26 protein-coding genes, 5 tRNA genes and 1 pseudogene are annotated in these 26,049 nt (G+C 69.1%); 24 read left to right on the plus strand and 8 right to left on the minus strand.

The window, feature by feature from the left end:
- Positions 1-102: 102 nt before the first annotated feature.
- Positions 103-175 (minus strand) — tRNA-Arg (locus AB0H43_RS30690).
- Between the two features lie 118 nt (positions 176-293).
- On the opposite strand from AB0H43_RS30690, the gene AB0H43_RS30695 reads away from it, so the two are divergent.
- The 4 genes from AB0H43_RS30695 (at position 294) to AB0H43_RS30710 (ending at position 4,623) form a co-directional block, all read left to right on the plus strand.
- A complete protein-coding gene (locus tag AB0H43_RS30695; protein ID WP_360005028.1) occupies positions 294-1,622 on the plus strand; it encodes an ATP-dependent 6-phosphofructokinase in 1,329 nt (442 codons plus the stop codon).
- Positions 1,623-1,716: 94 nt separating this feature from the next.
- A complete protein-coding gene (locus AB0H43_RS30700) occupies positions 1,717-2,310 on the plus strand; it encodes a hypothetical protein (protein ID WP_360005029.1) in 594 nt (197 codons plus the stop codon).
- A complete protein-coding gene (locus AB0H43_RS30705; RefSeq protein ID WP_360005031.1) occupies positions 2,303-3,082 on the plus strand; it encodes a hypothetical protein in 780 nt (259 codons plus the stop codon). The genes AB0H43_RS30700 and AB0H43_RS30705 overlap by 8 nt, the downstream gene beginning before the upstream one ends.
- A complete protein-coding gene (locus tag AB0H43_RS30710) occupies positions 3,079-4,623 on the plus strand; it encodes a hypothetical protein (RefSeq protein WP_360005033.1) in 1,545 nt (514 codons plus the stop codon). Before AB0H43_RS30705 ends, AB0H43_RS30710 begins: the two co-directional genes overlap by 4 nt.
- Here the strand turns inward: AB0H43_RS30710 and AB0H43_RS30715 are convergent.
- Positions 4,616-5,839, minus strand: a complete 1,224-nt coding sequence (locus tag AB0H43_RS30715; RefSeq protein WP_360005035.1) for a hypothetical protein — start codon at positions 5,837-5,839, stop codon at positions 4,616-4,618. The two genes, AB0H43_RS30710 and AB0H43_RS30715, sit on opposite strands and share 8 nt — an antisense overlap.
- Before the next feature lie 195 nt (positions 5,840-6,034).
- Complete coding sequence (locus AB0H43_RS30720) at positions 6,035-6,622, minus strand: TetR/AcrR family transcriptional regulator (RefSeq protein ID WP_360005037.1); 588 nt, start codon at positions 6,620-6,622, stop codon at positions 6,035-6,037.
- 99 nt (positions 6,623-6,721) lie between these two features.
- Here AB0H43_RS30720 and AB0H43_RS30725 point away from each other — a divergent pair, with 99 nt between their 5' ends.
- A complete protein-coding gene (locus AB0H43_RS30725) occupies positions 6,722-7,675 on the plus strand; it encodes a hypothetical protein (protein ID WP_360005039.1) in 954 nt (317 codons plus the stop codon).
- Positions 7,676-7,724: 49 nt separating this feature from the next.
- On the opposite strand, the gene serC is transcribed toward AB0H43_RS30725, so the two are convergent.
- Both serC and AB0H43_RS30735 read right to left on the minus strand, forming a co-directional pair.
- The gene (serC, locus tag AB0H43_RS30730) at positions 7,725-8,846 is read right to left on the minus strand and encodes a phosphoserine transaminase (protein WP_360005041.1); all 1,122 of its coding nucleotides are present in this window, start codon (positions 8,844-8,846) and stop codon (positions 7,725-7,727) included.
- A gap of 169 nt (positions 8,847-9,015) precedes the next feature.
- Positions 9,016-10,119: a citrate synthase 2 gene (locus AB0H43_RS30735; RefSeq protein WP_360005042.1), complete on the minus strand. Its 1,104-nt coding sequence runs from the start codon at positions 10,117-10,119 to the stop codon at positions 9,016-9,018.
- 312 nt (positions 10,120-10,431) lie between these two features.
- On the opposite strand from AB0H43_RS30735, the gene pdxH reads away from it, so the two are divergent.
- From pdxH to AB0H43_RS30750, 3 genes are read left to right on the plus strand one after another with little or no spacing between them, the layout of a single operon-like run.
- On the plus strand, positions 10,432-11,061 hold the full coding sequence (gene pdxH / locus AB0H43_RS30740; RefSeq protein ID WP_360005321.1) for a pyridoxamine 5'-phosphate oxidase: 630 nt from the start codon (positions 10,432-10,434) through the stop codon (positions 11,059-11,061).
- On the plus strand, positions 11,058-12,317 hold the full coding sequence (locus tag AB0H43_RS30745; protein WP_360005044.1) for an MFS transporter: 1,260 nt from the start codon (positions 11,058-11,060) through the stop codon (positions 12,315-12,317). Before pdxH ends, AB0H43_RS30745 begins: the two co-directional genes overlap by 4 nt.
- A 9-nt stretch (positions 12,318-12,326) precedes the next feature.
- Positions 12,327-13,235, plus strand: coding sequence for an aldose 1-epimerase family protein (locus tag AB0H43_RS30750; RefSeq protein ID WP_360005046.1), 909 nt, complete (start codon positions 12,327-12,329; stop codon positions 13,233-13,235).
- An 88-nt stretch (positions 13,236-13,323) separates the two neighbouring features.
- On the opposite strand, the gene AB0H43_RS30755 is transcribed toward AB0H43_RS30750, so the two are convergent.
- Positions 13,324-13,935 (minus strand): nitroreductase family protein, encoded by a 612-nt coding sequence (locus tag AB0H43_RS30755; RefSeq protein WP_360005048.1) that lies wholly within the window; start codon positions 13,933-13,935, stop codon positions 13,324-13,326.
- An 18-nt stretch (positions 13,936-13,953) separates the two neighbouring features.
- Between AB0H43_RS30755 and AB0H43_RS30760 the strand changes: the two genes are divergently transcribed.
- From AB0H43_RS30760 to AB0H43_RS30790, 7 genes and pseudogenes are all read left to right on the plus strand, one after another.
- Positions 13,954-14,913 carry an asparaginase gene (locus AB0H43_RS30760; protein WP_360005049.1) on the plus strand — a complete coding sequence of 320 codons (960 nt, stop codon included), beginning with the start codon at positions 13,954-13,956 and terminating at the stop codon, positions 14,911-14,913.
- Between the two features lie 62 nt (positions 14,914-14,975).
- Positions 14,976-15,305, plus strand: a pseudogene (locus AB0H43_RS30765) (helix-turn-helix transcriptional regulator); the annotation flags it as partial.
- Between the two features lie 56 nt (positions 15,306-15,361).
- Positions 15,362-15,817, plus strand: coding sequence for a hypothetical protein (locus tag AB0H43_RS30770; RefSeq protein ID WP_360005051.1), 456 nt, complete (start codon positions 15,362-15,364; stop codon positions 15,815-15,817).
- A 72-nt stretch (positions 15,818-15,889) separates the two neighbouring features.
- On the plus strand, positions 15,890-16,210 hold the full coding sequence (locus AB0H43_RS30775) for a DUF2516 family protein (RefSeq protein WP_360005053.1): 321 nt from the start codon (positions 15,890-15,892) through the stop codon (positions 16,208-16,210).
- Positions 16,207-17,094 (plus strand): alpha/beta fold hydrolase, encoded by an 888-nt coding sequence (locus tag AB0H43_RS30780; protein WP_360005055.1) that lies wholly within the window; start codon positions 16,207-16,209, stop codon positions 17,092-17,094. The genes AB0H43_RS30775 and AB0H43_RS30780 overlap by 4 nt, the downstream gene beginning before the upstream one ends.
- Before the next feature lie 44 nt (positions 17,095-17,138).
- Complete coding sequence (locus AB0H43_RS30785; protein WP_360005057.1) at positions 17,139-17,873, plus strand: alanyl-tRNA editing protein; 735 nt, start codon at positions 17,139-17,141, stop codon at positions 17,871-17,873.
- A 63-nt stretch (positions 17,874-17,936) separates the two neighbouring features.
- Positions 17,937-18,677: an EI24 domain-containing protein gene (locus AB0H43_RS30790; protein WP_360005059.1), complete on the plus strand. Its 741-nt coding sequence runs from the start codon at positions 17,937-17,939 to the stop codon at positions 18,675-18,677.
- Positions 18,678-18,788: 111 nt separating this feature from the next.
- On the opposite strand, the gene AB0H43_RS30795 is transcribed toward AB0H43_RS30790, so the two are convergent.
- Positions 18,789-19,772: a hypothetical protein gene (locus AB0H43_RS30795; RefSeq protein WP_360005061.1), complete on the minus strand. Its 984-nt coding sequence runs from the start codon at positions 19,770-19,772 to the stop codon at positions 18,789-18,791.
- Positions 19,773-19,966: 194 nt separating this feature from the next.
- Between AB0H43_RS30795 and htpX the strand changes: the two genes are divergently transcribed.
- Together htpX and AB0H43_RS30805 are read left to right on the plus strand one after the other, a co-directional pair.
- Positions 19,967-20,842 (plus strand): zinc metalloprotease HtpX, encoded by an 876-nt coding sequence (gene htpX, locus AB0H43_RS30800; protein ID WP_253758395.1) that lies wholly within the window; start codon positions 19,967-19,969, stop codon positions 20,840-20,842.
- Between the two features lie 198 nt (positions 20,843-21,040).
- The gene (locus AB0H43_RS30805; RefSeq protein WP_360005063.1) at positions 21,041-21,190 is read left to right on the plus strand and encodes a hypothetical protein; all 150 of its coding nucleotides are present in this window, start codon (positions 21,041-21,043) and stop codon (positions 21,188-21,190) included.
- 249 nt (positions 21,191-21,439) lie between these two features.
- On the opposite strand, the gene AB0H43_RS30810 is transcribed toward AB0H43_RS30805, so the two are convergent.
- Positions 21,440-21,520: transfer RNA gene (locus AB0H43_RS30810), tRNA-Tyr, on the minus strand.
- Positions 21,521-21,725: 205 nt separating this feature from the next.
- On the opposite strand from AB0H43_RS30810, the gene AB0H43_RS30815 reads away from it, so the two are divergent.
- The 7 genes from AB0H43_RS30815 to AB0H43_RS30845 all read left to right on the plus strand — a co-directional run bounded on the left by AB0H43_RS30815 (position 21,726) and on the right by AB0H43_RS30845 (position 26,047).
- On the plus strand, positions 21,726-22,220 hold the full coding sequence (locus tag AB0H43_RS30815) for a YajQ family cyclic di-GMP-binding protein (protein ID WP_360005065.1): 495 nt from the start codon (positions 21,726-21,728) through the stop codon (positions 22,218-22,220).
- A gap of 240 nt (positions 22,221-22,460) precedes the next feature.
- Complete coding sequence (locus AB0H43_RS30820) at positions 22,461-22,658, plus strand: hypothetical protein (RefSeq protein ID WP_360005067.1); 198 nt, start codon at positions 22,461-22,463, stop codon at positions 22,656-22,658.
- A gap of 364 nt (positions 22,659-23,022) precedes the next feature.
- Positions 23,023-25,224 (plus strand): bifunctional diguanylate cyclase/phosphodiesterase, encoded by a 2,202-nt coding sequence (locus AB0H43_RS30825; protein WP_360005069.1) that lies wholly within the window; start codon positions 23,023-23,025, stop codon positions 25,222-25,224.
- A gap of 106 nt (positions 25,225-25,330) precedes the next feature.
- A tRNA-Thr gene (locus AB0H43_RS30830) sits at positions 25,331-25,403 on the plus strand.
- Positions 25,404-25,434: 31 nt separating this feature from the next.
- Positions 25,435-25,507: transfer RNA gene (locus AB0H43_RS30835), tRNA-Met, on the plus strand.
- Positions 25,508-25,608: 101 nt separating this feature from the next.
- On the plus strand, positions 25,609-25,776 hold the full coding sequence (rpmG, locus tag AB0H43_RS30840; protein ID WP_018347744.1) for a 50S ribosomal protein L33: 168 nt from the start codon (positions 25,609-25,611) through the stop codon (positions 25,774-25,776).
- Positions 25,777-25,974: 198 nt separating this feature from the next.
- Positions 25,975-26,047, plus strand: a tRNA-Trp gene (locus AB0H43_RS30845).
- Positions 26,048-26,049 lie beyond the last annotated feature (2 nt).

The raw sequence follows: 26,049 nt of genomic DNA on the forward strand, positions 1-26,049 counted from the left end.
TTCTCTCACGGCGACGGGAGTTCAGGGCGCTCCCAGCGTACCGGCTGAGCGTCGAAAGCCGACTGCCCGCGGACCGAAACGGTCACGCGGGCAGAAACCCGGTGGCCCCGGCGCGAATCGAACGCGCGACACCCGCTTTAGGAGAGCGGTGCTCTATCCCCTGAGCTACGAGGCCTTGCGCGTCGAGTCTACGGACCTGGAGCACCTCGGCGCGAGTCGGTATGCAACCGCAGTGTGAGACGCGGGGCATCCATGCTTGACCAGGCGAAACGCCTTCACGTTAGGCTTTGCGGATGACCCCCGGGACTGCGGATCTCACCGTACGGACACTGGGCGAGTGCCGGATCGACTCACCGCTGGCGGCGCTGCCCGCGGACGGGCCGACCACCGAGCACTACGTCCACGAGGACGACCGGGTCCTCTTCGACGACACCTTGCAGATGGTCGCGGCCCGGGGCCTGGATCCGGCGGAGTTGCCGGGGTTCGAGCCGACCGGGCCACGTCGCAAGATCTTCTTCCAGCCGTCGAAGACCCGCGTGGGAATCGTCACCTGCGGCGGCCTGTGCCCGGGACTCAACGATGTCATCCGTGGGCTGGTGCGCGAGCTGAACGACCACTACGGGGTCAAGAAGATCTACGGCTTCCGCAACGGCTACCAGGGCTTCATCTCCAAGTACGGCCGTGAGGTCGTGGAGCTGACCCCGCAGAGTGTCAGCGGGATCAACGAGTACGGCGGAACCATTCTCGGCACCTCACGAGGTGAGCAGGACGCCGAGGAGATCGTCGACTGCCTGGAGCACATGAGTATCAACGTGTTGTTCGTGATCGGCGGCGACGGCTCGATGCGTGGCGCGCTGCGGATCGCCGACACCGTCCAGGAGCGCAATCTCAAGATCGCCGTCGTCGGGGTGCCGAAGACCATCGACAACGACATCCCCTACATCGATCAGTCCTTCGGCTTCCAGACGGCGTTCGCGAAGGCCACCGAGTCGATCCGCGGCGCGAGTGTCGAGGCGCGGGCTGTGCCGAACGGCGTCGGGCTGGTGCACGTGATGGGCCGGCATTCGGGGTTCATCGCCTGCTACGCCGCGCTGGCCAACAATGACGCGGACTACGTCCTCATCCCCGAGGTTCCGTTCGCACTCGACGGCGAGAACGGCTTCCTGGCGCATCTGCGCCGCCGGGTCGAGCGACGGGGCCGAGCCGTCGTCGTGGCGGCCGAGGGAGCCGGCCAGGAGTGGCTGACCGACGCGGCCCATCCCGGGCACGACGCGTCCGGTAATCGGCGGCTGCGCGACATCGGGCAGTTCCTTCGGCATCGCATCGCGGATCACTTCGCCGAGCACGGTCTCGAGATGAACATGAAGTACATCGACCCCAGCTATGCCATCCGCAGTGTGCCCGCCAATCCGTACGACAGCGTCCACTGCATCCGGTTGGCGCACGCCGCGGTCCACGCCGCGATGGCCGGGCGGACGGCGATGGTCGTCGGACGCTGGCGCGGTCGTTTCGTGCACGTGCCGATCTCGCTCGCGATCAGCAAGCGCAACCAAGTCGATCCGCATGGCGACCTGTGGATGTCGGTGCTGGAGGCGACCGGGCAGCCCCGGGCCTTCGGCTAGGCCCCTGTCGCACGGGGTACCTATACTTCGACGCGCGCCGTAGGTGTGAGTGGTCACAAGCTCTGGGGAGGGCATCGGTGGCATGAGTGGGGTCATGGGCAGGGTCGCCCGCGCGCCGATGCAGTGGTTCCTCTACGTGGTAGGCGGGCTCGCGCTTGCGGTGTCCGCGGCCTTCGGCGGCTTCGCGCCGGTCAAGCAGGCCGAACCGGTGCTCAAGGTGGGCGAGGTCAACGCGGGCACGCCGTGGAACGTCAAGATCACTAGCGTACGCCTGGTGGGCAGCCTGGAACCGCAGGTCAGGCTGAAGGATCCGGCCGACCACTGGCTGGCCGTCATCGCCGAGGTCGAGATCACCGACGTCGAAAGCCGGAGCGACATTCGCGACATCATCCTGGTCAAGGACGTCCCCGGCATCCTTCACGACGAGTTCAACGGCGACGGTGACGAATTCGCCCGCGAGGTGGTGGTGACCAGCGACGGCACTCGTGTCACGACGCTGCATCCCGGACTCACCGAGAAGGTCGCCTTCCTGTGGGAGGTCAAGCCGGACACCGTGCCCACCCAGGTCGAGGTGCAGATCATGGGCAAGACACACCGGAAGAGTTCGCTGACGGACTTGATGGAGTGGCTCGACCTCGCTCCCCGCGCGGTGCTGACCGCGCCAGTGGAGGACAAGCGCAATGGCTGACGGAGCGACCTCAGCCCATCCCATACGCCGTCGGCTGGGCACCGCCGTCCTGTTGCTGGCGGCGCTCGCGATCGGCGGAGCGATCAGCAATTACAAGCCGAGCCCGGAGACGCAGCAGCGGCCCTTCCTCACCAGCGGCGGGGTGAACGACACCGTCCACACTCGATCGTTCGACGCCCGCTTCCTCGGCGTACGAGGTGGCGAAGCGATCGGATCAGGCGGCATCCTGCATGAGAGCAAGGGTGTCTGGATCATCGTCAAGGTCCGGCTCACCGCCAACCACGAAGCCACCCGGATCTTCTACGCGGCCCTGCGCGACGGCGACGAGCGCACCTTCGAGGCGAGCGGCCGCGTCACGCAGAACGCGCTCGGCGGCCGCAACCTCCAGCCCGGCATCCCGGTCGACATGGAGTTCGCCTTCGAGGTGCCGACCGAGGTCCCGCTGAAGCTCTCGCTGCGGCTCGCCACCGACTCGGTGGACCACCGGATGGACGGGATGGCCGAGATCGACCTCCCGATCACCCGGGACGACCTGACGAAGTGGAAGACCGACAAGAACCCGATGACGATCCTCCGGCCGGTCGTAGCCGGGGCGAGTACGAGCCCGACGCCGGCGTCCGTCCCGGGCTCGACGTCGACGCCTGGCGCGACTTCGAGTCCGAGCACCACGTCCAGTCCCCAGTCCACATCGAGTCCCCGGACCACGACGAGTCCGCGGGTGACGAAGAGCCCCAAGGCCACATCGAGTCCCAGCGTGAGGAGCAGCTCATGAGCGGGCAGTGGGATCCGCAGGGCAACCCGGTGCCGCCGCCCACGCAGGGCCGGCATCACGCCGCCCAGCCTCCGGCGCAGCCCGGCTTTCCGGCGCAGCCAGCCCAGCCCGGTCAGCCCACGCAGCCCGGACAGTCGGCGGGGTATCCACCGCCGGGGTACGCGCAGGCTGGTCCGGGCTCGGCGCCCGGTTCGGCTCACGGTTCGCCTCCTGGTTATGCCCCGGCCGGCGTACAGCCCTCGCAGCCGGGCTATCCGTCACCGGCCAGCTCTCCGTCACAGGCTGGGTATCCAGCGTCGGCGGGCCATCCGGCGCAGGCCGGGTATGCGTCGCAGCCGGGTTACGCCCAGCCCGGTTACGCCCAGTCGGCGCAGCCTGGTTACGGTTCCTCCGGCAGCCCGCAGACGGCTCAGCCGAACTACGCCCAGCCCGCCCAGGTCGCGCAGCCGGACTACGCGCAGCCGGGCCATGGGGCGCGACCAGACGCCCAGACTGCGCAGTCGAACTACGCCCAGCCCGCCCAGACTGCGCAGTCGAACTACGCCCAGCCCGCCCAGGCCGCGCAGCCGAACTACGCGCAGCCGGGCCAGCCCGGATACGCCCAGCCGGGTCAGCCCACCCAGTCCGGCTTCGCGCAGGCCGGCTTTGCGGCGCCCGGTCAGCAAGTGCCGCCGGGTCAACCGTCCCAGTTCGCCCCGCCCGGCCCGGGCACTCCCGGATACAACACACAGGGATACGGCGTACCCGGATATGGTCCGCCGCCGGGCTACGGCAATCCCGGTCAGCCCGGCGAGGTTCCGGCGTACCCGGGATATCCGGTGCGTCCCGGTCAGCCCACGGGCGTGCCGTCGCAGGCCCAGGTCCCGCCACGGTCGCCGGTGACCCCGGGCCGCCCGGCCCGTCCCGGCTGGTGGCGGCGCAATCTCTTCGGCATCCTGCTGCTCGTCCCGGCGCTGTTGTTGGCGGCGGTGTCTCCGGTCATCAGCAACTACGAGACGCTGTGGTCCCGTCGGGAACGCGTACCGGTCCACGTCGCCGAAGGCGCTTGGGCGACCTATGGCGGGGTGCGCGTACGCCTGGTCGAGGTGGCCGAGGAGAAGGACCTCCCCGGGTACGCCGGACAACGAAAACCCGCTCCGTCGGGGATGCGCGTCGTCCGGGTGGTGCTGGCGTTCGACGGTCCGGGCGCCGCGCTCAACCTGTGCAAAGTGACGTTGCTGTCGACCGCCGGCGACGAGTACGCGTCCCGCCCGGACGAGCTGGGCAGTGCCAGTCTCGGCTATGACGCCTGCTCCTTCGAGGAGGCGATTCAGCCGACCGGTGAGGAGACCTCGGCTGGGGCGTCGACCAGCGCGTCGCCTTCGGCCACCGGCGGCACCGGCACTTCGGGAGTGGGGGCGAGCGCGACTCCGAGCGTCGACCCCAGTGCGGCGCACCAGTGGCGGACCGAGACCTATTTCGTGATGCCGCTGGACGCGTACCCGGCTTCGGTGCGGCTCTCGGTCAGCACGCAACTGCCGGAGTACCTGGTCCTCAACTAGCTTCGCGCGACCGCAGGATCCGATCGGTCGCCGCGCCCAGCAGGCAGATCAGCAGTACGAAGCGGATCGCGGTGTTGATCGGCGACAGCAGGTAGGACACCGGCCACCAGACCTCCTGGAGGTCCTGCGGACCGATGAGGAGACGCTCGAGTTCCCAGAGCCCGGCGTCGGCCGACTGGAGCAGCACGAACACGAGGCAGAAGAGCAGCATCGGCCGCAGACCGGCCCGGGCCAGCATCCGTAGTCCGCCGAGGAGCGGGCCGAACCGCTTGTGCAGCTCGGCGCTGAGCGGGTTGGCGAAGGACTTCACCACCGGGATGGTGTTCATGCGCCGTGCGGTCGCGGTGAGGATGCGTTCGTCGGTCAGCTTCGGTTCCTCGATGGAACGCCCGTAGACGACGGCGCCCATCGTGAGCCAGGCGATCGGGGCGAGGAAGACCAGATCGGCGTTCTCCCAGAGGACGCCGGACCAGCTGCTCAGGACGCTGGCGATCTGCGTACCGGGGAGTTTTTCGAGCGCGTCGTGCACCCAGGTGCCGACCTGCCGCTGGCCGAACCAGTCGTCGAACGAGTTGTGCGCGGTGTTGACTCCCCAGACGAGCGTGGCGACCCAGATGACCTCGACGTACGCGCCGATGGCGGCGGTCCAGCGCAGCGACCGCCGACGCCGGAGGCGACCGAGCAGGAAGCGCAGCACCACCGCGACCGCCACGACGGAGATGATCCCGACGGTCGGGGAGAACGGCAGGTGATCCAAAGTGGAGAAAGGATCGTTCCGCCACACCTCGTACGCGAACCGCGTGAAGTCTTCCTTCATATACCCGTACGCGGAGTAGATCGCGAGGTAGGGCACCGCGACGGAGCCGATGAAGTCGAGCATCGTCGGCGGGGGCTCCGCGCCGCCCTGGATCGCCGGTGGTTCGGAGTCGAGATGGGGCAGCGAGACGCGGACCACGCGAAGCATGTAGACCAGCGAGGTCAGCGTCGCGATCGGAGCGAGGACGATTACCACCAGCCCGAGGGTGCTGTCGACCAACGCGGCCCGCACCGCGCCTTCCAGGATCAGGTCATGGGCGGCGACGCCGGTCAGTGCCAGGGTGATCAGCACCGGCCAGTGCCGTCCGAAGACGACGCCCGCCTGGCGCAGCACCCAGAGGCTGTCGGCGAGCGCCGCGAACTTGCGGGCGCGAGGGGCCTCGTACGCGATCGCGGACATGGCGGTCAGAGTAGCGAACCCGGACGACACCGCTCCGCCCCGCAGGCAGCGCCGCTCATTCGTTGATCGGTCCGTTAGGGAGTCGATCAGGACGCCCGGGACACGACACGCCAGTGGATCACGACCGTTAGTTCATGATCGCGCGGAAACAAGGCGGGCGCGCGGACAAGGCGGGGCCGTGGGGGGAGCGGAGGGTCAGGGAAGGTTGAGGCGGGTGAGGCCGCCGATGCCGGCGACGTATTCCGTCGGGGAGGGGCCGCCGGTGAGGACGCGTTGGAGGGCGTACCCCTGGGCGAGGGACAGCAGCACGCCGGAGAGTTCGTCGGCTGTCACGCCGTCGGGGAGGGGCAGTTCGGCGGCGTACTCGCGGAATTCGGCGCGCAGTCGTGCGTACAAGTCGGTCACGAGGGTGCGCAGCGACGGATTTGTGAGGGACTCCGACCAGACTTGGAGCGCGACTCGGAACATGCCGTCCGGGCCAAGGGCCGGTTCCATGACGCCGAGGGCGGCCGCGAGGGTGTCTTTGACCGAGAGTCGCGGCCGGGCGCTGGTCACTTCGTGGAGCCGACCGGTGATCTCGTCGACGACTTCGCCGACGATGGCCGCGATCAGCTCTTCTTTGCTCTTGAAGTACCGGTAGACCGCGCCGACCGAGAGCCCCGCCTCCTTGATCACGTCCTGCATGGTCGTGGCGTGGAAGCCGTTTCGCGTGAAGCAGGCCCGCGCGGCGTCGATGATCTGCTGGCGGCGGGCGGCGAGGTGCTGGTCGGAGACGCGCGGCATGGGTCACATCATAAAACGAACGTTCGTTCTTGACGCGAGCACCGCCTGGGAGCATCCTGAGGGCAATAGAGAACGAGCATTCGTTTTATTGGAGGAGCCATGAAGCGAGCCGTATTCCTCGCTGGCGCCGTCGTCATCGCCCAAGCCCTGCTCATTCCGCTCTTCGCCGCACCCGCCGCCAATATGGCGCCGCGGGACCTGCCGATCGCGGTCGCCGGACCGGCCGCCGCGACGAGCGCGATCACCGCGAAGCTGCAGGCCCAGGAGGGCGCGTTCACGATCACCCAGGCCGCCGACGCCACCGCCGCCGACCAGCTCATCCGCGATCGGGAGGTCTACGGCGCGTTCGTCGTCACGCCGACCGGCGTCGAGGTCCACACCGCGCCCGCCGCCAGCCCTGTGGTCGCCACGCTGCTCGGCTCGGCCGCCGCCGAGAACGGCGCCAAGGTCGTCGCGGTGGTCCCGCTCCCGGCCGACGATCCGCGCGGCGCGGGCTTCACGGCCGGCTTCCTGCCGCTGTTGCTCACCGGGATGCTCGCGGGCATCCTGCTGGTCGTCCTGGTGCCGGTGCCGAGGGCCCGCCTGCTCGGTTCCCTCGGGTACGCCGTAGGCAGCGGCCTGCTCGGGTCGGTGGTGTTGCGCGAGTGGCTCGGGGTGATCACCGGGAACTTCTGGGCCGACGCCGCGGCGGTCGGACTCGTGGGGCTGGCCACGTCGGCCCTGGTCGCCGGGCTGGGCACGGTCTTCGGCAATCCCGGCGTGGGGCTCGGCGCGCTGACGGTGTTCCTCGTCGGCAATCCGTTGTCCGGGGTCGCCGGAGCGCCGGAACTCCTGCCGCAGCCCTGGGGCGCCGTGGGGCAGCATCTGCCGGCCGGAGCCGGGGCGACGTTGCTGCGCAGTGTCGCCTTCTTCGACGGCGCCGGTGGGGCGTACTCGATGTGGGTGCTGATCGCTTATGCCGTCGGCGGCCTGGCGCTGATCGCGGTGGGCAGGTCCCCGCGGCCGGCTGTACGCCCGGAGCCCGAACCGGCCCGCGAGCCGGTCGCCGCCTGAACGAGCGAAGGGGAGGCGCCGAGCGGTGCCTCCCCTTCGTATCGGTGCGTCAGAGCTGCGAGATGACGTAGTCGATGCTCGCGGTGAGCGCCTCGACGTCGGCCGGCTCGACGGCCGGGTAGAGCGCGACGCGCAGCTGGTTGCGGCCCAGCTTCCGGTAGGGCTCGGTGTCGACGATGCCGTTGGCACGCAGCGCCTTGGCGATCGCGGCGGCGTCGACGCCCTCGGCGAAGTCGATCGTCGCGACCACGTTGGACCGCAGGCCCGCGTCGGTGACGAACGGCGTCGCGACCGGCGACTTCTCCGCCCAGGTGTAGAGCACCGCGGCGCTCTCGGCGGTCCGCGCCGCCGCCCAGGCCAGGCCGCCCTGCTTGTTCATCCACTCGGTCTGCTCGGCCGCGAGGAAGACCGTCGCGACGGCGGGCGTGTTGAGCGTCTGCTCCAGCCGCGAGTTGTCGATCGCGGTTACCAGGTCGAGGAAGGCCGGGATGTAGCGGCCGGTCGCCTTGATCTCGTTCGCCCGCTCGATCGCGGCCGGCGAGAGCAGTGCGATCCACAGCCCGCCGTCGGAGGCGAAGCACTTCTGCGGGGCGAAGTAGTAGACGTCGCTCTGGGTGAGGTCGACGGCCAGGCCACCGGCGGCCGAGGTGGCGTCGTGCAGCAGCAGCGCGCCCTCGTCAGCGCCGACCACCCGGGTCACCGGGACGGCCACGCCGGTCGACGTCTCGTTCTGCGGTACGCCGTAAGCGTCGACCCCGGCCTCGGCGACCAGTTCGGCGGCGGTGCCCGGCTCGGCCTTGCGGACCGTCGGCTCACCGAGGAACGGCGCGTCCTTGACGGCCTTGGCGAACTTGGCGCCGAACTCCCCGAATGTGGCGAACTGGGCGCGGTCGCGGATCAGCGAGAACGCGGCCACCTCCCAGAAAGCGGTGGTCCCGCCGTTGCCCAGGACGACCTCGTAGCCCTCGGGCAGGGAGAAGAACTCGGCGAGGCCGGACCGCAGCCGGGCGACCTGCTCCTTGACCGGCTTCTGCCGGTGAGAGGTCCCGAGCAGGGACGTGCCGGTCTCGGCCAGGGCGGTCACCGCCTCGGTCCGGATCTTGGACGGGCCGCAGCCGAAGCGACCGTCGGCGGGCTTGAGCGAGTCGGGGATGCGGATCGGATCAGCCATGGATATCGAATCCTTAACGGGCCGTGACGGGACAGCCGGCAACACTGCCGATGTCGCATCCTCCCACGTCAGCCTCGTCCCGCCGACACGCCGCCCACGAAGTGGCCCGTGACGGTCGTCACGGGCCACTGTCGATCAAGTGCCTGATCAGGCGGGTTGTTCAGGTCGCTCAGGCGTGCGCGATGGCTTCCCAGCCCTCGACGTCCTGCGGCTTGCGCGAGCCCGGGCCGACGTACTTGGCCGAGGGGCGTACCAGCCGGTTGAGCTTCTTCTGCTCCAGGATGTGCGCCGACCAGCCGGCCACCCGGGCGCAGGTGAACATCGAGGTGAACATGTGCGCCGGCACCTCGGCGAAGTCGAGGACGACCGCCGACCAGAACTCGACGTTGGTCTCCAGGACGCGGTCGGGCTTGCGGGCGCGCAGCTCGGCGAGGGCCGCCTTCTCGAGCGCCTCGGCGACCTCGTAGCGCGGCGCGCCGAGCTCCTTCGCCGTACGCCGGAGGACGCGGGCGCGCGGGTCCTCGGCCCGGTAGACGCGGTGGCCGAAGCCCATCAGGCGCTCGCCCCGGTCGAGGACGCCCTTGACGTACTCCTCGGCGTTCCCGGACCGCTCGACGCCTTCGATCATGTGCAGTACGCGGCTGGGCGCGCCGCCGTGCAGCGGGCCGGACAGGGCGCCGATGCCGGAGGAGATGCATGCGGCCGCGTCCGCCCCGGTGGAGGCGACGATCCGGGCGGTGAAGGTGGAGGCGTTCAGGCCGTGCTCGGCCGCCGAGATGAAGTACGCGTCGACCGCCTTGACGTGCCGCGGGTCGGGCTCGCCCCGCCACCGCTTCATGAAGCGCTCGACGATGGTGGCCGCCTTGTCGATCTCCCGCTGCGGGACGGCCGGGAGGCCGAGGCCACGGGCGGACTGCGCGACGAAGCTCAGCGCGGTCACGGAGACCCGGGCGAGATCCTCCCGAGCCTGCTCGTCGGCGATGTCGAGGAGCTGGCCGAGGCCCCAGTAGGGCGCGAGCATGGCGACCGCGGACTGCACGTCGACCCGGATGTCACCGGAGTGCACCGGGACCGGGAACGGCTCGGCCGGGGGCAGGCCAGGGCCGAATTTGCCGTCGACCAGCAGCGCCCACACGTTTCCGAAGGACACGTGGCCGATCAGGTCCTCGATGTCGACCCCGCGATACCGCAGCGAGCCGCCCTCTTTATCGGGCTCGGCGATCTCGGTCTCGAAGGCTACGACGCCCTCCAGCCCCGGCTTGAACTCGGACATTCCGCTCTCTCCCTATGGGACGCTCCGTGGAACCCGGCTGCTTCGCGCGTACGACCCGCAGGCGGGGGATGCTGAGTGGTGGTCAACGTCCACGGCTGCGGACGCTGAGTGGTCGTTCAGCGCACATCTTGCCCCCACGAAGGGCATCGAGGCGAGCCTCGCGGGCCTGCGACAAGCGACATTCTCCCGCTTTGCGCCCGGTTTCGCTGCGAAACTGCGTTCGGATTGGCTGGTGACGACACATCTTCGAGCAAAGCCTCACCGGTGTATGAGTATGTGAGCGTGACCACGAACACACCCGACCTCCCGCACATGCGCAACGACTACCGGCTCGACACGCTCGTCGAAGCCGACCTCGCCCCGACGTGGCACGCCCAGTTCGCGGCGTGGCTGGCCGATGCCGTCGACGCCGGGCTGCCCGAGCCCAACGCGATGATCGTCGCGACCGCGTCCGCCGAGGGCCGGCCCAGCGCGCGGACGGTGCTGCTCAAGGCGTACGACGAGGGCGGGTTCACGTTCTTCACCAACTACACCTCCCGCAAGGGCGGCGAACTCGACGCCAACCCGTACGCGAGCCTGCTGTTCCCGTGGCACGGGATGCAGCGCCAGGTGATCGTCACCGGGCGGGCGACTCGGGTGCCGCGGGCGGAGACGGAGGCGTACTTCGCCGAACGGCCGCGCGGGTCACAGCTCGGGGCCTGGGCCAGCCCGCAGTCCTCGGTGATCGACGGCCGCGCGACGCTGGAGGAGGCCTGGGAGGCGTACGCGGAGCGCTTCGAGGACGACGTGCCGCCGCCACCGCACTGGGGCGGCTACCGGATCGCCCCCGACACGGTGGAGTTCTGGCAGGGCCGCCCGTCCCGCCTCCACGACCGACTCCGCTTCAGCCGTCAGCCGCGTCTTGATCACGACGAGTGGATCGTGGAACGCTTGGCTCCGTGACGGCGACCCCCCTCGCCCGCCGGTTCCTCATCGACCTGACACCGCTGCGGCACGCCACGTACCGCCGCGTCTTCGTGGGCAACGCGTTCGGCTTCTTCGGCGCCCAGTTCACCGCGGTCGCGGTGCCGGTGCAGATGTACGCGCTGACGAAGTCGTCGCTCTGGGTCGGTCTCCTGGGCCTGGCGGGCTTCGTGCCCATGCTCGTCTTCTCGATCTGGGGCGGGGCGTACGCCGACGCGATGGACCGCCGCCGGCTGCTGCTGACCTCGTCGGTGATCGTCTGGCTGGCGACCCTGTTCCTGTTCGTCTCGACGGTGACCGGCCTGGTCAACCCGGTGCTGTTGCTGGTCGCCCTGTTCGTCCAGACCACCGGGTTCGCCGTGTCGACGCCGACCCGGCAGTCGATCCTGCCCCGGCTGGTCGGCGAGGAGGATCTGGCCTCGGCGACCACGCTCAACTTCACGATGATGAACGCCATGATCGTGTTCGGGCCGCTCGCGGCGGGCATGCTGCTCGCGTTGGCGCCCGGGCGCGGTGGGCTGACGTTCGCGTACCTCTTCGACGCGCTGCTGTTCACCGCCAGTCTCTGGGCCACCTACCGGCTGCCTCAGTTGCCCGCGCACGATTCGGCCGCCCCGGCGGGCTGGCGGAGCATCGTGGACGGTTTCGGCTTCCTGATGCGTACGCCGATCCTGCTGGCCTCGTTCGCCGTCGACCTCGTGGCGATGGTGATCGCCCTCCCGAGAGCACTGTTCCCGCAGCTCGGAGCGGAGCGGTTCGGCGGCGACGGGGCGGCGGTCGGCTGGCTCTACGCGGCCATCGCGATCGGCACCGTCGCCGCCGGGCTCACCTCGGGCTGGATCTCCCGCGTACGCCGGCAGGGCCTGGCCCTGCTCGTGGCGGTCGCCGGCTGGGGTGCGGCCGTCGCCGCCGCCGGGTTCGTCCGCCATCTCTGGCTGGTGGTCCTGCTGCTCGCCGTCGGTGGGGTGTTCGACCTGGTCAGCTCGGTCTACCGGAACATCATCATGCTGGAGGCGTGCCCGGACGAGCTGCGCGGCCGGGTCCAGGGCGTACGCACAGCGGTCGTCGTCGGCGGACCCCGCCTCGGCGACCTTCGGGCCGGCGCGACCGCGGCCGCCTTCGGCGTCACGAGCGCCTGGGTCGGCGGCGGTGTCGCGTGTGTGCTGCTTGTTGTCACGCTCGCGATGGTCGTGCCTTCGTTGGTCCGGTATACGAAGCCGCGAACGGTCGGTTAAGGTTCGCCCATGCCACAAGCGCCATCGGGCACACAATGGACGATCAGCTTCGCCGACCAGACCGCCACGGTCGTGGAGGTCGGTGGGGGGCTGCGCACCTACCGGGCCGGTGACCGCGAGGTCCTCGACGGGTACGCCGAGGACGAGATCAGCCCCGCCGGTGCGGGCCAGATCCTCACGCCCTGGCCCAACCGGCTGCGGGACGGCCAGTACGCCTTCGGCGGGCACACCTACCAGCTGCCGTTGTCCGAACCGGCGACGCACAGCGCGATCCACGGACTCGTCCGGTGGCTGCCGTGGCGGCTGCTCGACCAGGGGCCCTCGCACGTAACGCTCGGCCTGGAACTCCCCGCGCGTCCGGCGTACCCGTGGAGCTTGAGCCTGACCACCCGCTATGAGCTGGCCGGCGACGGCCTGACGGTGACGCACGGCGCGACCGACACCGCCGCGGAGCCGGCGCCGTTCGGCCTGGGCGCCCACCCCTACCTGACCCCGGCCGGCAGCGTCGAGGACACCTGGCTGACCGTGCCCGCGCGGTCCCGGCTGCTGGTCGACGGCCGCAGCCTGCCGATCGGCGCCGCCAAGGTGGCCGGTTCGGAGTGGGACTACACGACCGCCAAGCGGATCGGATCCGGCCGCCTCGACACCGCCTTCGGCGACGTCGTCCGGGGTTCCGACGGTCGGCACGCGGTCGTGCTGGGCGGCCCCGACGCGCCGCTGACCAGCGTGTGGGCCGACGCCTCGTTCGGCTGGTGGCAGCTGTACACCGCGGACAGCGTCGCCCAGCCGCGCCGCCGCCGATCGATCGCGGTCGAGCCGATGACCTGCCCGCCGGACGCGTTGCGCTCGGGCCGAGACCTGATCGTGCTCAAGCCCGGCGAGCCGTGGTCCGCTTCCTGGGGCATCACGCCGCACTGACCCGCTTCTCCCACGCGGCCTGCCCCGGCGTCGGCGTGTCGCGCCCGGCGGCCCGCTCTGCTCGGAGGCGCGCCCGGTTCGACTCCCATTAGCGGGGGGTGAAGCGGCCGCGGTGCACGACGTCGTCGAGGCCACGCCGCCCGCGACGCAGCGACGGGGACCGCCGGTCGGGTGCGCGGTACCCCACGGTGATCGCCCCGATCGGTGTGTGTGACTCGGGGACGCCGAACGCGGACCGGAAGTCGGCGGTCCGCGTGGGCGGGATGCCGAAGAAGCACGCGCCGAGCCCGTTGTCGACCGCCGTGAGCAGCATCATCAGCGAGGCCATCCCGGCGTCGATGTGCCAGTAGGGGACCGGCCAGCGGGCTTCGTCGCGGTCGGTCCAGCCCTTGTCGGGTTCGGCGTACCGGTCGAGGTAGGCGTCCTTGCAGGACAGCGGCACGATGATCACGGGCGCCGATCGCATGCCGCGCAACCAGTTGCTCGGCGGCCCCGCGTCCGGCGGGGTGGTGGCGGTCCAGAAGTCGTCCACCGTGGCCGGCGAGTCCAGGACGAGGAATGCCCAGCCCTGCGAGAAGCCCGCGCTGGGTGCGTGGATCGCATGCCGGAGGAGTTCATCGACGATCTCCGGGGGCACCGGGCGGTCGGGGTCGTAGCTGCGCACCATCCGCCGCCGGGCGACGACATCGCGGAATTCCATGCCCTCTACCCTGCCAGTATGGGCAAGACCTATCAGGGTGGCGAGTTGCTCGCCGAAGTCGTCCGGTCGGGGTTCGTCGAGGGGCTGCACCGCGGATCGGTGGTCGTCCTCGACGCCACGGGCGCGCGGGTCGCGGGCGCGGGCGACGTCGAGGCGCCGATCTTCCCGCGCTCGTCGAACAAGCCCATGCAGGCGGTGGGCATGCTCCGCGCGGGGCTGCGGCTCACCGACCCGGCTGATCTCGCCCTCACCGCCGCGAGTCACTTCGGCCAGGACTTCCACATTTCACGGGTACGCGCACTGCTGCGCTCCGCCGGGGTCGACGAGTCGGCGCTGCGCTGCCCGCCGGATCTTCCCCTGGACGAGACCGCGCGAGCCGAGGTGTTGCGCGCGGGCGGCCGAGCCGAGCGCGTTTACATGAATTGCTCGGGCAAGCACACGGGCATGCTGCTCACCTGCCTCGCGGCGGGCTGGGCGACCGAGGGATACCTCGACCCCGAGCATCCGCTGCAGGAGCGGCTGCGGCTCGCCGTCGAGTCGTTCGCGGGCGAGCCGGTGGCGGCCACCGGGGTCGACGGCTGCGGCGCTCCCGTACTGGCGATCTCGTTGACCGGGCTGGCCCGGGCCTTCCTCGCGATGGTCGAGGCGCCGGTCGGGTCGGCCGAGCGGTCGGTGGCCGACGCCATGCGGGCCTACCCGGAGCTGGTGAGCGGCACAGGGCAGGACGACGACCGCCTGATGAAGGGCGTACCGGGGTTGTTGTCGAAGGGCGGCGCCGAAGGCGTGCACGCGTTGGCCGTCCCCGGCGTGGGCGCGGTCGCGGTGAAGATCGACGACGGCGGTATGCGGGCGCGGATGCCGGTCGTGGTGAGCGCGTTGCGCCGCCTCGGCGTGGAGGCGCCCGTACTCTCGGAGCTGACGGAGTTTTCGCTGCTCGGTGGGGGAGAGCCGGTCGGGGCGGTCCGGGCTACCTGGTGACTCTGCTAACTCTTGTTAGCATTTTGCTTGCAGGAGTTAACACCCCGGCCTACCTTGGGTGAGTGCACACACCTGACATCGGCTCCTTCATCAAGGACCTGCGCGAGAACGCCAAGATCTCGCTCCGGCAGCTCGCCGAGCAGGCCGGTGTCAGCAACGCGTACATCAGCCAGATCGAGCGGGGGCTGCGTAAGCCGAGCGCGGAGGTGCTCGCCTCCATCGCCGGCGCGCTGCGGGTCTCGACTCCGGCGATGTATCTGCGGGCGGGTCTGCTCGGGAAGGACGACACCCACGGCGTCGTCGCGGCCATCTCGGCTGATCCCGAGCTGACCTTGGCGCAGAAGCAGTCCCTGACCCAGATCTACGAGACATTTCGCCGGGAGAACGCGCGGGACACCGACCGCGACGACGCCGGCACCGCCGAAAGCGCCGTTGAGGAGGACCACCAGTGAACACCACCGACAAGACCGACCAGAAGCGATCGAACGCCGTCTACGCCGCCGCCGGCATCGGCGACCTGGCCGTCGAGCAGCTCAAGAAGATCCCGGCGCTGGCCGAGCAGCTGCGGACGAAGGCCGGCCAGCTCCGTGAGCAGGGCCCGACGCTGCGCGCCCAGGCCACCGAGAAGGCGGCCGAGCTGACCGGCAAGGTCGACGTCGAGCGCATCCGCACCGTTCTCGTGACCAACGCGCAGAAGGCCGCCGAGAAGGCGACTGCCCTCTACGGCGACCTGGTCGCCCGGGGCGAGCGGGTCGTCGACACCGAGGCCGACCAGGCGACTGTGGTCGACGCCGAGCTCGTCGACCCGGCCCCGCAGGCCGTCGCCGACCCGGAGGCGCCCGCCACGCCGAAGCCCACCGCGAAGCCGACCGTCCGCAAGCCGAAGGCCACGCCGGAGGCCTGACGAAAAACGCCGATGCGCCGGGGGCGTCCTCGTGATGTGCGAGGACGACCCCGGTTGCTTACTCTTGGCGGCATGGGTTTGGTTTCGTCGTCGTACTTCGCCGACACCATCGTGGGCTGGGTCAACCTGGTCATCAACATCGCCGCGATCATTCTGGAGGCCTGGGCGGTCATCCACTGCGCGATGCAGCGCCCGGACGCCTTCACCGCCCTCGGCACGCCCATCCCCAAGGGTGGCTGGCTGGTCATCCTCATCCTCTCCCTGATCATCACGCTGTTCTTCGGCGTACTGGGATCGCTGTTCGCGCTCGGGCTGATCGGCCTCGGCTTCACCGGCTTCTACCTGCTCCAGCTGCGCTCGGGCTTCCGAGAACTCCTGGAGGGTCGCTGGTGAACCAGTTCCGCTGGCCGCCGCCGCCGGACGGCACACCCCGGCGGGTGCGGCCGCGGTACGGGGCGCCCCGGTCCGCCCGCCCGGCCCCGCTGGCGGCGACGACCGAGCTGATCGCGACGCCGCACGGCGTACTGCTGGAGCGGCTCGTCACCGGCATCGGCGACCCCGTCACCGTCTTCGCGCACGGGCTGGCCCAGGGCATCCCGGAGACCCGGGTCTACGGCAGCGGCGTCACCGGCCGCCGAGTGTTCTTCCAGTTCCGCGGGCACGGCCGATCCGACGCGCCGCCCGGCGACTGGACTTATGCCGACCTCACCCGCGACCTGCGCGCGATCGCAGATCTGTCCGGTGCCACCCGCGCGCTCGGCGTGAGCCTGGGAGCCGGTGCGCTGACCCGATTGCTGGTGGACTCGCCGGACCGCTTCGAGAAGATCGTCTTCGTGCTGCCGGCGGTGCTGACCCAACGTGCGTCCACGGCCAGCCAGGACCGCATCACCACGCTGCTGGAGGCGCTCAACAGCGGCGACATCGGCCAGCTCGCCAACCAGCTGGTGGCCGAGGTGCCGAAGACGTTCCGCAACGCGGCCCCCGGCTGGGCCTACGTGCGGCAGCGGCTCGACGCGCTGCTCCGGGACGGGCTCGCCCCCGGCGTCGCGGCCTTCGCCGAGCAGTCGGCGATCCCGGATCTCGCTCCGCTGGCCAAAGTGAAGGTTCCCGCGCTGGTGATCGGCTGCCTCGGCGACGAACTGCACCCGGTCGGCGTCGCCGAGGAGCTGGCCGAGGCGCTGCCGAACGCGCAGGTGCAGATCTATCAGCGTCCGGCCCTGCTCTGGACCGAACGCGCCGAGCTGCGCGACCGCATCTCGTCGTTCCTCAACGACTGAGTGGAGCGCCGAAGCCAGGCCGCCCGCAGAGTAGGCTCGCCCGCATGGGTGTGACGCGCCATGGGCGTACCGATCGCTTGGACCTGCTGGACCCCACCCTGCGTGAGTGGGAGTGCACCGTGGTGGCCGCGGACCCCGAGACCGGGATCGTGCTGGACCGGTCGGCGTTCTACCCGGGTGGCGGCGGCCAGCCGCCGGACCACGGCGTGCTGCTCTGGCAGGGAGTGCAGACCCGCATCGCCGGGACGCGCAAGGGCGACGACCTCTACCTGATCCCGGTCGAGGGCGACCCTGTCCCGCCGGTCGGAACGCAGGTCGTCGGCGCGGTCGAGGACGAGCGGCGGTCACTGCTCATGCGGACGCACTCCGGGCTGCACATCCTCTGCGGCGTCGTGTTCCGTGACTTCGGCGCCCTGGTGACCGGCGGCAACATGGAGCCCGGCGAGGCCCGGATGGACTTCAACCTCCCCGAGGTACCCGGCGAGTTCAAGGCCCGGCTGGAAGAGCTGGTCAACGCCGAGATCATGGCGGACCGGAAGGTCGTCACCAAGGTGCTCGCCCGTGACGAGGCACTGGCCCTGCCCGACATCATCCGCACGCAGTCCAACCTGATCCCGGCGGACGAGGCGGAGATCCGCATCGTCGACATCGTCGGCCTCGACGTGCAGGCCGACGGCGGTACGCACGTCGCCTCGACGGCGGCGGTCGGCAAAGTGCAGGTGGTGAAGGTGGAGAGCAAGGGCAAGGCGAACCGTCGGGTTCGCGTACGCCTCGTCTAGCCGACCGCACTTCTGGCGGCTCGCCCCGGTGGCTCCCCGGCGTGTCGGATAGGCTGCGCGACCATGGTGGCGCAGTTGTTCGAGGGCGTACGCATCTTCGGCCGCGGCCTGAAGATCTACGGACGCAATCCGGGGCTGGTCGTGCTCGGCATCATCCCGGCCCTGATCACCCTGCTGCTGTTCGCATTCCTCTTCGGACTGCTGCTGTACTTCGTGGACGATCTGAGCGCCACCGTCACGTGGTTCGCCGACGACTGGTCCGCCGGCTGGCGTACGGCGACGCGGATCGCTGCCGGAGTCGGGCTGGTCGGTGTCGCGCTGCTGCTCTGGGCGGTCTCCTTCACGGCGATCACCCTGCTCATCGGCGACCCGTTCTACGAGAAGATCGCCGAGCAGGTGGAAAACTCGCTGGGCGGCGTACCGGACGAGGTCGACCGGACCTTGTGGCAGGAGCTGTCCCGGGGCCTGCGGGACTCGCTGCGGCTCATGCTCGTCTCCGCGGTCTTCGGCATCCCGTTGTTCCTCGCCGGGTTCATCCCGATCGTCGGCCAGACCGTCATCCCCGTCGTGGGCGCGCTGGTCGGCGGCTGGTTCCTCGCGGTCGAACTCGTGGGCGTCGCCTTCTCCCGGCGTGGCCTGACCTTCCGGGACCGGGTCGCGCGACTCCGTGAGCAGCGGTGGATTGCGGTCGGCTTCGGCGCCTGCGTCTTCCTCTGCTTCCTGATCCCGCTCGGCGCGGTCCTGGTGATGCCGGCGGCCGTGGCGGGCGGAACGATCCTCGCCCGCCGCGCGCTCACGGCCTGACCTGCTCCTTCCGCGTGACGCTTCCCGCCGTAACGTGATCATTGCGTCAGCCATGCTGTTTCCGGCAGCGAAATGCCCGATGAAGCAACATGGCTGGCGCAATGATCATGGTCAGGCGGCGACCGGCGTACGCCGATGCTGCAGGGCGTCCGCCTCGGCCGGCGGTACCCCCGTCGCGACGAGCAGATGCTGCACGGCGGCGTCGGCACTGGCGGCGACCCCGGCCGCGGCCAGACTCAGGTGCTCCTCGCGCAGCATCGTCACCCACTGTGCGGCCGAGACCAGCAGCGGGCGGACGTTGCGCAGGCAGCCTTCGCGGTCCAGTTCCTCCCGGAGCATGCCGGTGCCGTCCGCCAGCGCGTCGAGCGCCTGGGGCAGCGCGATCGGCACCTGTTCACCTGACCGGAGCAGGTCCCACCAGGCGTGCTGAGCGAGGTTGCGGACGTGGCGGACGGCGTACCCGATCTCGGTGGCAGTAGTGGTGTGCGGCGCGAGCTGCTGTCCCGTCGTCCAGCGGAGCAGGAACGCCGATCGGCGTACGCTGAACAGCGCTTCCTCCAGGCGCTGCAGCCACACGTCGGTCTCGACGAGGGCGTAGACCGCCGATCCCGCGGCTGCGGTGTCCCGCTCGCGCAGGGCGAGCGACAGGGCGCGCAGGTTGCCCGTGATGCTCGTCAGCAGCGGCTCGACCGCCTGATTGACCAGACTGATCGGGGCACGGGGCGTCGTGAACCAGGCGACCGCCAGCGCGGTGCCGGCGCCGACGGCGGCGTCGATCAAGACGTGCGGAGTGCTCCAACTGGGTCCGACGATCGCGGTGAGCAGTGCTCCGACGGCGACTCCGAACACCATTTCGACGGCCCGGCGGTGTCTCGGAGCACAAATCAGCTCCATGGTCGTGACCGCGAAGAGCGGGGCGAAGACCGGGAAGGTGTGGTGGCCGAGCAGGAGCGCCAGCGCGGTCGCGACGATGGCTGCGAGGGAGATCTGCACGGCGATCGGGCGGACGACCGGCCAGCTGTCTCGAAGCCTGGCCCGCCAGGTACGCCGCGAGCCGGACGGCAGAGCCGAGGCGAATACGCGTGTGGTGGCCATGCCTCAAGTCTCCGGAAGCAGCCCTTATTGCCCAAGTATTGGGGGAAAGATGTGGTTAATCCCGCAGGTGCGGCCGCTGCTCACAGGCGATTCTCAGCCCAATCGGGGATGATGTGGCGCAGGCCGCCAGTTGACACCTGGCAAGGGAGGCGACCACCGCGGTCGTCACCCGGCTGTATCGAACAGGAGTGATCGTGCACAGCCACAACGGGCTCAAGACGGCCGCGCTGCTCGGCCTGCTGACCGCGATGATCCTCGCGGTCGGGTACTGGCTGGGCGGCAGCACGGGTCTCGTCATCGCCGTCGTCCTCTCCTTGGTCATGAACGGCGTCAGCTACTTCTTCTCCGACAAACTGGCGCTGCGCTCCATGGGCGCGCAGCCGGTCACCGAGCAGGAATTCCCCGCGCTGTACCAGATGGTCCGGGAGCTCTCGCAGCAGGCGGGCAAGCCGATGCCCCGGCTGTACGTCAGCCCCACCTCGCAGCCCAACGCCTTCGCCACCGGCCGCAACCCGCAGAACGCCGCGGTGTGCGTGACCGAGGGCATCACGCGCATCCTCGACTACCGGGAGCTGCGCGGCGTGATCGGGCACGAACTGTCACACGTCTACAACCGCGACATCCTGATCTCCAGCGTGGCGGGCGCCCTCGCGGGCATCATCACCATGTTGGCCAACCTCGCCTGGTTCATCCCGATGGGCGGCGACGACGAAGACGGCCCCAACCCGGCGGTCTTCCTGATGATGCTGATCCTCGGCCCGCTGGCCGCGTCAGTCATCCAGCTGGCCGTGAGCCGGAGCCGCGAGTTCCAGGCCGACCAGTCGGGCGCCTCGCTCACCAACGACCCGCTCGCGCTCGCCTCGGCCCTGCGCAAGATCCACATGGGTACGCAGCAGCTGCCGCTCCCGGCGGACAACCGCCTGACGAGCACCGCGCACCTGATGATCGACAACCCGTTCAAGGGCGGCGGCATCGCCAACCTCTTCTCGACGCACCCGCCGATGGAAGAGCGCGTCCGCCGGCTCGAACTGATGGCGGCCAACTCCGGCCCCATCCAGTACGCCCGCTGACCTCATCCCTTTCGCTGAGGCCGCCTCCCGCCCACCCGGGCTGGAGGCGGCCTCTTTCCCTGCATGCGCCGCCCCTGCCCCCGCCCTCGACCTTCTCTGCGCGATCATGAACTCATGCGCGTGATCGAGCGGCGTGTCGTGTCCCTGCGACCCTGATCGTTCCCCGCGGCGGGTGATCGATCTCGGTACCCTCTTCTCGTGTTTCGTCTGCTGGGGCCGTTGGCGCCGGCAACGGGCGACAACGAGGTCGCTCCGGCGACCCGCAAACAGCGGCAGATGCTCGCCGTCCTGCTCTCCGACTCGAAGTCATCGCGCTGCGGGGAACAGAGCGGTCCAGGCACGAGATGAGACTGGCTGCGACGATCTTCGCGCGGGTCGGTGAGCCGTACGACCGCGTCGTGGAAGCATTCTTGGCTGGAGACGATCCGACTTTGCCGCGACCCGTTCGGTGAAGTCGCGGCCCCCCGTTCGGCCGCCTCCTGCCGAAGGGCACCGTACGGGCGTGACATATACCTGAGATACGACCCGGGATCTTCGGTGCTCGCTTGGGCACCGAACGACAAGAGCCCCTGGCAGATGCCAGGGGCTCTTCGACTGTGGCGGGTGAAGGGTTCGAACCTTCGTAGCTTTCGCGACGGATTTACAGTCCGCTCCCATTGACCACTCGGGCAACCCGCCAAAGCCGTCGCCACACCCTCCGCCGGAGCGCCGGGCGCGGTGACTTGAGAAAGGATAGCGGTACCGGAGGGCGATTGTGCAACCGGGTTGCCCGGCTCACCTCCCAACCCGGTGGGGCGGCCCGATAGGCTGATGAACCGTACATATCTCCAGTCCATGAAGATCGGCCGTCTTGCGGGCGGCCAGTCCACGAGGAGCAGGGAAGATGGCTGCCAACCCGTCGTTCGACATCGTCAGCAAGGTCGACCGCCAGGAGGTCGACAACGCGCTGCACCAGACGGAGAAGGAGCTGGGCACGCGGTTCGACTTCCGTGGCACCGGCGCCTCGATCTCCTGGGCCGGCGAGGAGGCCGTGACGCTGTCGGCGGAGACCGAGGATCGGGTCAGGGCCGCGCTGGAGGTCTTCAAGGAGAAGCTGATCAAGCGGAACATCTCCCTGAAGTCCCTGGACGCCGGTGAGCCGAAGACGTCGGGCAAGGGGTACAAGATCGATTGCAAGATCATCCAGGGCATCGATCAGGAGAAGGCCAAGGCGATCACCAAGAAGATCCGTGACGAAGGTCCCAAGGGTATCCAGGCGCAGATTCAAGGCGATCAACTTCGTGTGACCGGCAAGAAGAAGGATGAGCTGCAGGAAGTCATTGCTCTGCTGAAGTCGGGGGACTTCGGAGTCGCGCTCCAGTTCACCAACTACCGTTGACTTCCTGAATTTGCCCGCTTACTGTGAGCAAGACTCAGAGTCGGACAGGTCGGACTGAACGGAACAGTCGGACCCGGCCGGGGTCCTCCGACTGTCGACATTCTCCGCGCTAAGGGACGAAACCGCGCAAGTCCATGCGGTGGCTCCGCGTTGGGGCTTTCCTTGCCACGCGCTAATGTGGCACTATCCGTTGAGCCCCCATGCCCAACGCAGACGCCGTAACGATGTCAGGAGCCGCCGATGAACACCGATAAGGTTCGTCGCCGCTTGATTATGGGCGCGTTTGCTCTCGTCCTCGGTGGAGTCCTGGCCGCGCCGAACATCGCCAGTGCAGATGACTTCGAGTGGGGCGCCGGGCCGACTGAGCCCGCTCCGGCGGCCACGCAGGTCGATTCCTTGCCGTCGGTGCAGCTCCTCGGCGACTTCGAGTGGGGCTGAGCCGACATCACGGACTGACGCTGCGAACGGCTGAGCGGAGACGAGTGTGGCTGGGGCGAGATCCGGACGGTCGTCTGAGCTTGCCTGGCTAGTCACGGGGCCGTTGGCGCTGGTAGCCGTTGTTCTTACTGCGGTTTTCGCGGCAAGCAATAGAGACGCGACCGGAAAATGGCTTCTCGGCCTACTTTTCCTGGTGTTGTTCCTGTGGGCCGACATGGTCCGGATGCATTTCGAGGTGCGTCGACAGTCGTTTCAGGCGTCTTTGGTGGAGATCCCTTTCATTCTGGGACTCTTCTTCCTCCCGCCCGTGACCTTGATCCTCGTCCGCGTTACTGCAACGTCCCTCAGCCAGATGAGGCGGAAGATGCCGCCCGTAAAGGCGGCATTCAACGTCGCCGCTGCGGGCGCGTGCACTGTCTTCGCCGAGTTGGTGCTGCATCTTTTCGGGGACTTGTCGGCCGACTCGCCACGTACCTGGATCGCGCTTTACGCAGCCGGCCTGACCAGTCACTTCGTCTCGATGTTCGCCGTGACCGGCGTGATCACCATCGTCCAAGGCCGAATTCCGCAGCGAGTCATGTCCAGTACGGCCATCTCTGGCCTGGTGCTTGCGCTCGTCAACATGACCGTGGCGATGGTGGTCCTGGTCCTCTGGGCGCAGAGTGTGTTCGCCCTTCTGCTCTTCGGCATCCTGGGCGCGGGCTTCGTGGTGGCGTACCGGTCCTATGCGGGATTCCTTCGGCAACACAATGCGTTGACCGCAATCTATGAACTGACAAGGGCCATCGCGGACACGCGCTACGACGGCACCTTGATCGACGTGCTACTGGCACGGGTGCGCTCGCTGCTTTCGGCGGAATACGCCTCGCTGTGGGTCCCGGAGCAAGGCCGATACCCAGAGGTTCTCCTCAGTGCCAAGGTCGAATCTCTCGGCCTGCTAGATGTGGTTGTAACGCCTGACCAACTGCGCCACCGCGTGTTCGAGACCGGTGAGACGCTCGCCCTGGGGTCCGCTTTCGGCGAAAGCGACGAGCTGACGGAGCTGCAGTCGGCCGGTGGGAAAGACGCGATCATCGTTCCGTTGCGGACAGGATCGGCTGTCATCGGGACGCTGGAGGTCGCCGGTCGCCTCGGCGATACGGTGACATTCGTCCCCGGAGATGTGAAGCTGCTCGAAGCGGTAGCGGCGCATGCCGCGGTCGCGGTCGAGAACTCGCGTCTCGTCGACCGGCTGCGCTACGACGCGTACCACGACGCGTTGACCGGGCTGCCGAACCGCCGCCGCGTGACGACGGCGCTGGAGGAGTCGGTGAAGGTCCGCGCGCCGGGTGAGGTGGTCGCGGTCCTGTTCTTCGACGTGGATTCCCTGCGGGACGTGAACGACTCGCTCGGGTACGCCGCGGGCGACCGCCTGATCGGTGAGGTGGCGACTCGGCTGCGGAGTGCGGCGGCCCCCGGGGCGTTGGTGGGCCGGGTCGGCGGTGACGAGTTCGTCGTGACTTTGCGGATCCCGAGTGCCGAGGCGGCGACCAGCCTGGCGACGAGCCTCCGTAAGCAGTTGCAGCAGCCGTTGAGCTTCGGGACGCTGACGCTGGACGTGGACACCGCGGTCGGCATCGTCGTGCATCCCGATCACGGGACCGATCCGGCCACCTTGTTGCAGCGGGCCGAGTTGGCTACGCATGCCGCGAAGTCGAGCGCGAACGGGGTGCAGCTGTTCAGCCTGGGCATGGAGTCCCGGTCGGTACGCCGGCTGGGGCTGGCCGGCGACCTGCGGCGGGCCTTGGACAACAACGAGCTGGAGGTCTACTTCCAGCCCAAGGTGGACCTGCGGGATCGTCATCTGGTCGGCGTCGAGTGCCTGGCGCGCTGGGAGCATCCGACGCACGGGTCGGTGGCGCCGGAGGACTTCGTGGCGGTCGCCGAGCACACCGGGCAACTGAGCCGGTTGACGGAGGCGGTGCTGCGGGAGGGTCTGCGGCGGGCGCGGGAGTGGATCGACGCCGGGCGGCCGCTCGGCGTGGCGGTCAACCTGTCGGCGCGTACGCTGCTCGACACCGAGTTCCCGAACCGGGTCGACGAAATCCTCCGGGAGTACGCGGTGTCGCCGGATCGACTCACGCTGGAGATCACCGAAGACGGTTTCGTCGGCGAGGAGGACCGGCCGTTGCCGACTCTGCGCCGGCTCTACGAGTTGGGCGTACGCCTCTCGGTGGACGACTTCGGGACCGGCTATTCCTCGCTGTCCTATCTGCGGCGGCTGCCGGTGCACGAGGTGAAGATCGACCGCTCGTTCGTGCAGGGCATGGCGACCGACGCCGGCGATCTTGCCATCGTCCGGGCCGTCGTGGACATCTCCCGGCACTTCGGGCTCGCCGTCGTGGCGGAGGGCGTCGAGAGTGAACTCACGCTGGATCTGCTGGCCGAGATCGGCTGCGACATCGGCCAGGGCTTCCTCTTCAGCCGCCCGTTGCCCTACGAGCGCCTGGAGGCCTGGCTGGGGGCGCGGACGGACGGCGAACCGACGCCTGGCGGAGAGGTCCGGCGCCTGCGTGCGGTGGGCTGACGGCCGCCACGAAACGCGGGGAGAGCCGAAGGGCCAACCCGATTTCGCGGAAGCGGGGGTGCCGTGTACTCTTACCAAGGCGCGCGGCGCGGTAAGCGTGGCGCACGCCCCCTTAGCTCAGTCGGCAGAGCGTCTCCATGGTAAGGAGAAGGTCTACGGTTCGATTCCGTAAGGGGGCTCGACCCGGGTGTCCCAGGACAGCCCGCGCCCAGCGGTGTAGCTCAGTTGGTAGAGCAAGCGGCTCATAATCGCTGTGTCGCCGGTTCAAGTCCGGCCACCGCTACTTGAGCGTCGTCACATAGTGACTCGCTCTTTTGCGTTTCAGCGGGGTTCTCTCCTACGCTGAGACCTCGTAATGCACAGCTCATTCAGGAAGGCACTGCTGTGGCTAAGGCGACTGACGTACGTCCAAAGATCACCATGGCGTGCGTGGACTGCAAAGAGCGTAACTACATCACGAAGAAGAACCGCCGCAACGACCCGGACCGCATCGAGCTGAAGAAGTTCTGCCCCCGTTGCGGCAAGCACACCGCGCACCGCGAGACCCGCTGATCCAGCGGCTTCGCCTGCAGCTTTCGGAAAGACCGGCACCCTTCTGGGTCGCCGGTCTTTCTGCTGTGTGAACGCGAAATCACGTCCGGCGGCGTACCTGAGTTGGCAACGGGGACGCCTACCCGTACACTGGTCCGCCGTGGGGTGAGTGACCCCGGCCAGTGGTGCACGCCGCCGGTCAGGGTGTGCTTTCCGCACAGGGGTGTGGCGCAATTGGTAGCGCAGCGGTCTCCAAAACCGCAGGTTGCAGGTTCGAGTCCTGTCGCCCCTGCG

It is taken from the genome of Hamadaea sp. NPDC050747 (assembly GCF_040654195.1).
In the GTDB taxonomy this organism is placed as follows: domain Bacteria; phylum Actinomycetota; class Actinomycetes; order Mycobacteriales; family Micromonosporaceae; genus Hamadaea.